The sequence below is a fragment of the Limnohabitans sp. JirII-31 genome, assembly GCF_002778315.1.
Classification (GTDB): domain Bacteria; phylum Pseudomonadota; class Gammaproteobacteria; order Burkholderiales; family Burkholderiaceae_C; genus Limnohabitans.
This window is the reverse complement of the sequence record NZ_NESA01000019.1, coordinates 33,393-42,243: the sequence shown is the minus strand read 5'-3', so window position 1 is coordinate 42,243 and position 8,851 is coordinate 33,393. Positions and strand designations below refer to the sequence as shown.

Annotated in this window: 10 protein-coding genes; 8 read left to right on the top strand and 2 right to left on the bottom strand. The window is 57.7% G+C overall.

The genetic code is table 11. The annotated features are described in order from the left end of the window. Positions 1-434 precede the first annotated feature (434 nt). From B9Z41_RS16420 to ureG, 7 genes are read left to right on the top strand one after another with little or no spacing between them, the layout of a single operon-like run. The gene (locus B9Z41_RS16420; protein ID WP_100148165.1) at positions 435-737 is read left to right on the top strand and encodes an urease subunit gamma; all 303 of its coding nucleotides are present in this window, start codon (positions 435-437) and stop codon (positions 735-737) included. A gap of 42 nt (positions 738-779) precedes the next feature. Further along, positions 780-947: a hypothetical protein gene (locus B9Z41_RS17070; RefSeq protein WP_158236208.1), complete on the top strand. Its 168-nt coding sequence runs from the start codon at positions 780-782 to the stop codon at positions 945-947. 12 nt (positions 948-959) lie between these two features. Then, the gene (locus tag B9Z41_RS16415) at positions 960-1,289 is read left to right on the top strand and encodes an urease subunit beta (RefSeq protein WP_100148164.1); all 330 of its coding nucleotides are present in this window, start codon (positions 960-962) and stop codon (positions 1,287-1,289) included. After that, on the top strand, positions 1,289-3,031 hold the full coding sequence (gene ureC, locus B9Z41_RS16410; RefSeq protein WP_100148163.1) for an urease subunit alpha: 1,743 nt from the start codon (positions 1,289-1,291) through the stop codon (positions 3,029-3,031). Before B9Z41_RS16415 ends, ureC begins: the two co-directional genes overlap by 1 nt. Further along, a complete protein-coding gene (gene ureE, locus B9Z41_RS16405; RefSeq protein WP_100148162.1) occupies positions 3,031-3,618 on the top strand; it encodes an urease accessory protein UreE in 588 nt (195 codons plus the stop codon). Before ureC ends, ureE begins: the two co-directional genes overlap by 1 nt. Then, complete coding sequence (locus B9Z41_RS16400; RefSeq protein ID WP_100148161.1) at positions 3,608-4,321, top strand: urease accessory protein UreF; 714 nt, start codon at positions 3,608-3,610, stop codon at positions 4,319-4,321. The genes ureE and B9Z41_RS16400 overlap by 11 nt, the downstream gene beginning before the upstream one ends. Then, positions 4,318-4,974, top strand: a complete 657-nt coding sequence (gene ureG / locus B9Z41_RS16395) for an urease accessory protein UreG (RefSeq protein WP_100148160.1) — start codon at positions 4,318-4,320, stop codon at positions 4,972-4,974. Before B9Z41_RS16400 ends, ureG begins: the two co-directional genes overlap by 4 nt. Positions 4,975-4,987: 13 nt before the next feature. On the opposite strand, the gene B9Z41_RS16390 is transcribed toward ureG, so the two are convergent. Together B9Z41_RS16390 and B9Z41_RS16385 are read right to left on the bottom strand one after the other, a co-directional pair. Then, positions 4,988-5,842, bottom strand: coding sequence for an FkbM family methyltransferase (locus B9Z41_RS16390; RefSeq protein WP_100148159.1), 855 nt, complete (start codon positions 5,840-5,842; stop codon positions 4,988-4,990). Beyond that, positions 5,824-7,674, bottom strand: coding sequence for a peptide transporter (locus B9Z41_RS16385; RefSeq protein WP_100148158.1), 1,851 nt, complete (start codon positions 7,672-7,674; stop codon positions 5,824-5,826). Before B9Z41_RS16385 ends, B9Z41_RS16390 begins: the two co-directional genes overlap by 19 nt. Before the next feature lie 98 nt (positions 7,675-7,772). Here B9Z41_RS16385 and B9Z41_RS16380 point away from each other — a divergent pair, with 98 nt between their 5' ends. Further along, on the top strand, positions 7,773-8,387 hold the full coding sequence (locus B9Z41_RS16380; RefSeq protein WP_100148157.1) for a flavin reductase family protein: 615 nt from the start codon (positions 7,773-7,775) through the stop codon (positions 8,385-8,387). Positions 8,388-8,851 lie beyond the last annotated feature (464 nt).

The window sequence follows — 8,851 nt, the reverse complement described above, 5'->3', positions numbered from 1 at the left end:
CAGGCTGTGCAGCACGCCCACCTTGATGGTGTCTGCGGCAAAGGCTTGCGGCACAACGGCAAACGATCCCACCGACAGCGCTGCGGCTGCGGCCAGGGCCTTGAGGTTTCCTCGACGATTCATCATGGGGTTCACTCCAAATTAGAAAGTTCATCACGCGGGACCAACTCGACGCGCTCTTTCACCTTTTGCAAAGCCCGTGCCAGCACACTTTTTCCCTAAAGAAAATTCCAACTTCTATAAAGAGCCGGCTTCATTCCCACACAGCTCGGTGATGCGCACCAAGTTCGACCGCCACACCCCCTTTCAAACAGTCAACGCACAGATTGGGTGCATCCTATGACGCACCATGTCGGACTTTTCGCACCAAAGCATGCACATTTGCGTCACAACTCAGACGGACAATAGGGCACACAAGTTGCAAGGAAAAAACCATGGAACTCACACCTCGCGAAAAAGACAAACTCCTGATCTTCACCGCCGCGCTGCTGGCTGAACGGCGCCAAGCACGCGGCTTGAAACTCAACTACCCCGAAGCCGTGGCCCTGATCAGTGCCGCCGTGATGGAGGGCGCACGCGACGGCAAAACCGTGGCCCAACTCATGAGTGAAGGCCGCAGCGTCTTGACCCGTGCCGACGTGATGGACGGTGTGGCCGAGATGATTCCTGACATACAGGTGGAAGCCACCTTCCCCGACGGCACCAAGCTGGTGACCGTGCACCAACCCATTCTTTGACCTTGTTTTTTGCTGCGTGTCACACGCTGTGGAGCTGCCCCCATGAACAAACTTCTTTCTCTGCTGAGCGCACTCAGCCTCAACGCCTGGGCCCATGAAGGCCATGGCATAGAAGGCGCATCGCACTACCACGCCACCGATGTGGTGGGCTTTGTGGCAGCTGCCGCTGTCGCTGCTTTGCTGTGGTGGTTCACGGGCCGTGGCAAATAAAGCGAGGCGCACATGACACCCGGAGAACTCTTCATCGATGAGGGCGAACACACGCTCAACCCCGGACGGCGCACGCTGACCTTGGTGGTGCAAAACACCGGCGACCGCCCTATCCAAGTGGGCTCGCACTACCACTTTGCCGAAACCAATGGCGCCTTGGGCTTTGACCGCACGGCGGCACATGGCATGCGCCTGAACATTGCCTCGGGCACTGCGGTGCGCTTCGAGCCTGGTCAACAGCGCACGGTGGAGTTGGTCGATCTGGGCGGTGACCGCCAAGTGTTTGGTTTTCGCGGCTTGGTCAACGGCGCTGTTGACGCCCCTGTCAAAGGACAACACTGATGGCAACGATTGGCAAACGCGCTTACGCGGAAATGTTTGGCCCCACCGTGGGCGACCGGGTTCGTCTGGCTGACACCGATTTGGTGATTGAAGTCGAACAAGACTTCACCCTGCGCGCTGGTGGTTATGGCGAAGAAGTTAAATTTGGCGGCGGCAAAACCATCCGCGACGGCATGGCTCAAAGCCAACGCACACGCGATGGCACAGGCTCAGGCCCGCAAGCTGGCGGCGCGGTGGACACCGTGCTCACCAACGCGCTGATCCTGGACCACTGGGGCATCGTCAAAGCCGACATTGGCCTCAAGGGTGGGCGCATCGTGTCCATTGGCAAAGCCGGCAACCCCGACACCCAAGCCGGTGTGGACATCGTGATTGGCCCGGGCACAGAAGTCATCAGCTGCGAGGGCAACATCGTCACCGCGGGCGGCATCGACACCCACATCCACTTCATCGCGCCACAGCAAATTGAAGAAGCGCTGACCAGCGGTGTCACCACCATGATCGGCGGCGGCACCGGCCCGGCGACAGGCACCTTCGCCACCACCTGTACACCCGGGGCCTGGAACCTGGAGCGCATGCTGCAAGCCGCTGACGCCTTCCCCATGAACCTGGGCTTTTTGGGCAAGGGCAACGCGGCCTTGCCCGATGCCTTACACGAACAAATCAACGCCGGGGCCATTGGCCTCAAGCTGCACGAAGACTGGGGCACCACACCGGCGGCCATTGACAACTGCCTGAACGTGGCCGAGGCCACCGACACCCAAGTGGCCATCCACACCGACACCCTCAACGAATCGGGCTTTGTGGAAGACACCGTGGCCGCGTTCAAAGGCCGCACCATCCACACCTTCCACACCGAAGGTGCGGGCGGTGGCCATGCGCCCGATATTTTGAAAGTGGTGGGCGAGGCCAATGTGTTGCCCTCCTCCACCAACCCCACGCGGCCCTACACCATCAACACGCTGGACGAACACGTCGACATGCTGATGGTCTGCCACCACCTCGACCCGTCGATTGCCGAAGACTTGGCATTTGCTGAAAGCCGCATCCGCAAAGAGACCATTGCCGCCGAAGACATCTTGCATGACCTGGGCGCCATCAGCATGTTCAGCTCCGACAGCCAAGCCATGGGCCGCGTGGGTGAGGTGATCATTCGCACTTGGCAAACCGCCCACAAAATGAAATTGCAACGCGGCAAACTCCCGGGCGACAACGACCGTCACGACAACTTTCGCGTCAAGCGCTACCTGGCCAAATACACCATCAACCCCGCGATTGCTCACGGCATCAGCCACGAAGTGGGCAGCATCGAAGTGGGCAAATGGGCCGATCTGGTGATCTGGAAACCCGCCTTCTTTGGCGTCAAACCTGCCGTCATCTTGAAAGGCGGCTTCATTGCCATGGCCGCCATGGGTGACCCCAACGCCTCCATCCCCACGCCCCAACCGGTGCACTACCGCCCCATGTTTGGTGCCTATGGCGGCGCCTTGGCACGTGGCTCGCTCACCTTTGTGTCGCAAGCCGGATTGGCCGCTGGCATTGGCGGACGTTTTGGTTTGCACAAAACCTTGAGCGCCGTGAAAAACATCCGCACCGTGGGCAAGCGCCACATGATCCACAACGACTATGCACCGCGCATGGAAGTTGACGCTCAAACCTACGCCGTGCGCGCCGATGGTCATCTGCTGACCTGCGAACCTGCGGTGAGCCTGCCCATGACACAACGCTACTTTTTGTTCTGATGCTCCAAATCTCCAAATGCATTTCAGGTGGCAAAGGCCTGGCCTCTGCCTTGGTCAAACGTGCGCCCACGGTGGAACTCGACTGGGACGTGCGGCAAAAAAGCCGCTTCGACGCCACCGACTCCACGGGTCGCGCGGTGGGTGTTTTCTTACCCCGTGGTACCTTGGTGCGCGGTGGCGATGTGCTGGTGGCCGAAGACGGCTCGCTGATTCGCGTGGTGGCTGCGCCCCAAGAGGTGCTGCGCATCACCGCCTGCACCGAGCACGGCTCGCCGTTTGACCTCACACGTGCGGCCTACCACCTGGGCAACCGCCACGTGCCCATTGAGTTGCAACCCGACCACCTGAAGATTGAACCCGACCACGTGCTGGCCGACATGCTGCGCGCCATGCACATGACCGTGGTCACGGTGCAAGAAGCGTTTGAACCCGAAGGCGGCGCTTACAGCAGCCAAGGCCATGCGCATGCAGCACATGCACATGCGGGGCACACACATGGCACGCACAGCCATGACCATGCACACGGCACGCATGACCATGGGCATGATCACACCCACTGCGACCACGACCATCCGCATGCGCACTGATCCCAGCGCACCTGCAATCAGCGCGGCCGCCACACCCCCACTGTTGCAACTCATCTGGCTGGCCTCACCTGCGCTGCCCATTGGCGGCTTTTCGTATTCCGAAGGTTTAGAGGCCGCCATCGATCACGGGCTGGTGCACGACGAGCACAGTGCCGCCGAGTGGTTGGTGCACCAGCTGCACCTCACCCAGTCGCGTGGCGACATGGCAGTGTTGGCCCAAATGGTCACAGCCTGGCAACACCACGACGTTGAACGCCTCGCCACCTTGAGCCAATGGGTGCACGCCACACGCGAGAGTGCGGAGTTGCGTTTGCAAGCCGAACAAATGGGCCGCTCCATGCTGGAGTGGTTGCGCAACCAAGACCAGATCGATGCCGACACCGTGGCCCTGTGCAACCGACTGGTGCCCACCTACCCCTTGATGTTTGGCCTGGCCCTCTCACGCACTGGCGCACCGCTGGACCAATGCCTGCAAGCCTATGCCTTTGGCTGGGCGGAGAACATGGTGCAAGCCGCCCTCAAATCGGTGCCCTTGGGGCAAAACTCCGGCCAACGCATCTTGGCGCAACTCGCCCAACACATCGCACCGGCCGTGGCGCATGCCATGCAAGTCACCGACGACACACGCCAAGCGTTTTCTCCCATGCTGGCCATCCTGTCAGCGCAACACGAAACCCAATACTCCAGACTGTTTAGATCATGAGCACACTGCACCACATCGCCAACCGCACCAAACCACTCCCCCCGCTGCGCGTGGGCATCGGCGGGCCTGTGGGCTCGGGCAAAACCACCTTGCTGGAAATGCTGTGCAAAGCCATGCGCGAGCAGTACGACTTAGTGGCCATCACCAACGACATCTACACCAAAGAAGACCAGCGCTTGCTGACGGTGAGTGGCGCGCTGCCTGCCGAGCGCATCATGGGGGTGGAGACTGGTGGCTGCCCGCACACCGCCATTCGCGAAGATGCGTCCATCAACCTCGAAGCCATCGACCGCATGCTGGTCGACTTTCCCAATGCCGACGTGGTGTTTGTCGAGAGCGGCGGCGACAACCTGGCCGCCACTTTCAGCCCTGAGCTGAGCGACTTGACCATCTATGTGATCGATGTGGCTGCCGGCGAAAAAATCCCACGCAAAGGCGGGCCCGGCATTACCAAGAGCGATTTGTTTGTCATCAACAAAACCGATCTGGCCCCTTATGTGGGCGCTGACCTGTCGGTGATGGAAGCCGACACCCAACGCATGCGCGCCTCGCCCAAAGGCGTCAAGCCTTATGTCATGACCAACTTGCGCACCCTCGACGGCTTGCAAACAGTCATCAGCTTCATCGAAACCAAAGGCATGCTGCGGCGCTGAAATTGGCGTTGATTCAAGCCCCGTTGTTGAGATAGGCCACATACCGCTCAAGTGCGTCCGTCGGCAGCGCACCGCGTTGCAACAACAGGTCGATGCAACGGGCACTCAAATCAAAACTTTGGTAGCCATGGTGCATCAACAAACACAGATGCTTGAGTTGCTCGTTGTCCATGGTCACGGGCTGAACAAAGTCTTTGACATAGACCATATCCGCCTCTAACAACTGGTTCAGGCGTGGCCCGTTGGGGCTGATGTTGGATGCCGACAAAGGCGCGATGGGCCAATGCTTGATCTGTGCAAAACAGTGGGGCACAAAGCCCATGCCGCGCAGCACTTGGTCAATGGCCCCAAAGGTGGGCTGCTGCTCATACAAGGCGATGAATGACATTTCGGTTTGAATCACCACCGCTTGCTTGAGTCTTTCCACACCGCTTTGAAAGACATCCAGCTCTGCGCCTTGCACATCGATTTTGAGCATGTCAAACGCAGTGAGTTCAGCCACATCGTCCAAACGCTGGGTGTGCAGGGCAAGCACAGACTCGACCGTGGCATTGGATTGAAATTGGGGAAACACCTCCAACGCAGCCGCACGCGGTTTGAGCAAACTTGTCCAACCTGAATAGCGGCAAATATTCAACTCTGCGGGGCCACCGTGACCAATGGCATACGGAAGGTATGTCTCATGGGGGCCTTTGCGCCGGTTCAACTCAGCCAGGGCTTGCGCTTGTGGCTCAAAGCCCGTGACCGTGCACAGGCCTTGCAGCAACATGGCTTTGTAGGGTGGGTCCCCATCCACAGGATTGGCCCCCACATCCACCACATGGGTGGCTCGCTCGGGCTGGAGCAGATTTACAAGGAAGCGAGACATTGCAAGAACTTCTCACCCATGATGTGGGCCCGCCCCTCAAACAGCACAGTCACTTTGTCGGCTCCGGTGTACTGCTGGCGCAAAGCAAACCGCTCTTCGTGGTTGTTGGCCAAACGCACGGCTGCACGAACATAGTCGTCTTCGGATTGGGCGATCAACCAATCGGGCAAACCCAGTCTGCGAAACAGTCCTTCATCGATGTGTTCATGCACCTCAGGACCTGTTTTGCACACCCCCACGATGCCAGCGCTGATGGTGTCGATGATGCCGTTGGTGTTGCCAAAGGGGAACGGGTTGATGAACATGTCGCACCCGGCAATCACGTCCATGTACGCGGTGTAGTGTTGGTGCGGGTAGACCGTGGCGTGGCGACCTAAAAACTGCGCCACCACACGCTGCACATTGGGATAGGTCAGGCCTTGCGCTTGCCCGATCAAGAAGTGAAAGTGCACCGGCACCGCACTCTCATGCACGATGCGCGCACAAGTGTGCAAGAACCTGGGGTTGAGTTTCATGGTGGTGGCACACATGGCAATCAACACCACATCGGGTTTGAGACGGGGCTTGGCAATCACCTTCAACCCCGCCGCAGCCGCAGACGGGCGGTAAGGCATGCCGTCGCTGGGCAGCTTGAGGAGTTTTTCACTGAAGCAGGCATCGCTGCCCACGTAATCCTCTTCCACCACCACATAGTCGATGGATTGCGAATGGGAGGTGGCAGGATGGCCCAAGGCCATCATTTGCAAAGGGGCCACGCGCAAATTGGCTAACCACATGGTGAGGGGGAACATGCCCACACTGGGCATGTAACAAATGCTGGCATTGCGCTGCTGCGCTTCTTTCTGGATATGTTTGAGTTGGTCCAGCAAGCTGTGGTGCCGCTGGATAATCACCACGTCATCGAACACTTTGCGGGTGATCTCGTCGGTGCAGTTGTCATAGGCCATGGCTACCACATGGAAGTGCTCGCGTGCAGCCTCCATGGTGAGTGAGTGGGTGCGGTAAATCGAGTGCCCGCTGGTGAACCACTCCAGCACCACCAGCAGCACCGGCTTTTGAGGGGCGGGCTTGAGAGACGCGAACTCGTCCGGTGCCCAGTCGTGAAAACCGTTCACCATGAGTTTGCGTCGAATCAAACTGTTGATGGCTTTTTTGATGTCGTGCTTGTCGGCACGGTCTGCATAGCTGCAATGCATGTACAAGTCGTGCATCACACCCAAGGGCAGTTGTTCGATGTCGTCAATCTGCTCCAAGCGTTGGCCCAACCAAGGCAAGATTTGTTCTCGCTTGCTGTGTGCTGCCGGAGACCCTAAAAAACGCGGTGACAACAACACCAAGCACAGACCTGCGGCCATGACCTTGTCCGCCTCCCACAAGGCATCGAGGTCCAGCGGCACTTCAGATTCAGGCGAATAGAGCAAGCAAAATTTCAACAGATCGGCTGGATCAATTTGCAACTGATGCAGGTCAGACTTTTGATCGCCTGTGCGTGCATTGAGCGCACGCATCACATGGTCTGCATTACGAAACGGCGTAGCGGCAAACAGTGTCGACAACCAACGGTGGTGGGCCAACACGTTTTGACGCCACTCAGGGGCGAAAAACAATTGCGAATCGGCCAACAAGCAAGAAGCGGCGGCGGCAGCGCGTGTCCAGATGTGCTGGTTGAGGTCTAGATCGGACACCGACTGCAAGGGCTGCGCCTTGAACTGGTCACTCACATTGCCATAGTTGGCATCCAAGTCTTGCAGCAATGCCAACAGCTCTCGCATGCCCAATTCGCGGTCTCGGCTGTAGGCAAGAGACTCAAATTTTTCCAATGAAAACGCCATCACATATCCACTCAAAAATAGAAGTTTGTATTTTCGGTGACAAACGTTGCGCTCACGCCCGGGCACAATGAAGATATTGCCAGCCAACACACCATCGCATGACCCATTTCTACGAACCCCGCCTCGGCCACGGCCTGCCGCATGACCCGTTCAACGCCATCGTCGGTCCACGACCGATTGGTTGGGTGTCCACCCAAAGTGCCCAAGGCGTGTTGAACCTGGCACCCTACAGTTTTTTCACCGCCTTCAACTACATTCCCCCCATCGTGGGTTTCTCCAGCATTGGCGCCAAAGACTCGCTGCGCAATGTGCAAGAAACCGGTGAATTTGTGTGGAACCTGGTGACGCGCCCGCTGGCCGATCAGATGAACCAAACCTGCGCCCCGGTGGCCCCTGACGTGAACGAGTTTGAATTGGCCCATCTCACGCCGGTAGCGTCACGTGTGGTGAAGGTGCCGCGCGTGGCCGAAAGCCCGGTGTCGTTTGAATGCCGTTGCACGCAAATCTTGCAGCTCGAAGGCATCAATGGCGAAAAAGTGCCCACCTGGCTGGTGTTGGGTGAAGTGGTGGGCGTGCACATCGATGAGCGCTTGCTCAAGGACGGCGTGTACGACACCGCCAGCTCTGGTCATGTGCTGCGCGGCGGCGGTCCGGCGGACTACTTCACCGTGGGGCCAGAAAACCTGTTCAAGATGTGGCGACCAAAAGCCTGAGTTTTTCAGACGCTGCCGGTGCAAAGCTTGCCTTGACTTCAAGTCACATCTAAACGGTCAAAAAAACCACCGGCAGCTCGCTCAATGGAGTCAGGGCCCAATAAGTCGGCTGCGGCACATATGAGCTACGCCGTATTGCTAGCGCTCTCGTTTATAAAAACAAAGTTCTCGTCCCAGCCTAAGAATTACTGCATGAATATTTCGTGAAGACAGCACACGCGTGCAGCGGCTTTTTTTATTCAACTATTCGCCGAGCTAGAAGGCTACTTTTCGAATATTTAACTATCTAAACAATAAAAATATCATTTTTATTGTTTATAATGAATTTAATTAATTTTTAATTTCAATTCATTATTCTGAATTTAATGGGTATTTTAATCACTTTTGCTGAATTTTCAGCGATTCTATATTTTTTCGGCGATTCGCGCATTGCACCCTTTTCGATGGATGGGTCGACGCGATTC

Coding starts and splice junctions, on each gene's coding strand:
- B9Z41_RS16420 (WP_100148165.1), top strand. CDS start 435: ATGGAACTCACACCTCGCGAAAAAGACAAACTCCTGATCTTCACCGCC.
- B9Z41_RS17070 (WP_158236208.1), top strand. CDS start 780: ATGAACAAACTTCTTTCTCTGCTGAGCGCACTCAGCCTCAACGCCTGG.
- B9Z41_RS16415 (WP_100148164.1), top strand. CDS start 960: ATGACACCCGGAGAACTCTTCATCGATGAGGGCGAACACACGCTCAAC.
- ureC (WP_100148163.1), top strand. CDS start 1,289: ATGGCAACGATTGGCAAACGCGCTTACGCGGAAATGTTTGGCCCCACC.
- ureE (WP_100148162.1), top strand. CDS start 3,031: ATGCTCCAAATCTCCAAATGCATTTCAGGTGGCAAAGGCCTGGCCTCT.
- B9Z41_RS16400 (WP_100148161.1), top strand. CDS start 3,608: ATGCGCACTGATCCCAGCGCACCTGCAATCAGCGCGGCCGCCACACCC.
- ureG (WP_100148160.1), top strand. CDS start 4,318: ATGAGCACACTGCACCACATCGCCAACCGCACCAAACCACTCCCCCCG.
- B9Z41_RS16390 (WP_100148159.1), bottom strand. CDS start 5,842: ATGTCTCGCTTCCTTGTAAATCTGCTCCAGCCCGAGCGAGCCACCCAT.
- B9Z41_RS16385 (WP_100148158.1), bottom strand. CDS start 7,674: ATGGCGTTTTCATTGGAAAAATTTGAGTCTCTTGCCTACAGCCGAGAC.
- B9Z41_RS16380 (WP_100148157.1), top strand. CDS start 7,773: ATGACCCATTTCTACGAACCCCGCCTCGGCCACGGCCTGCCGCATGAC.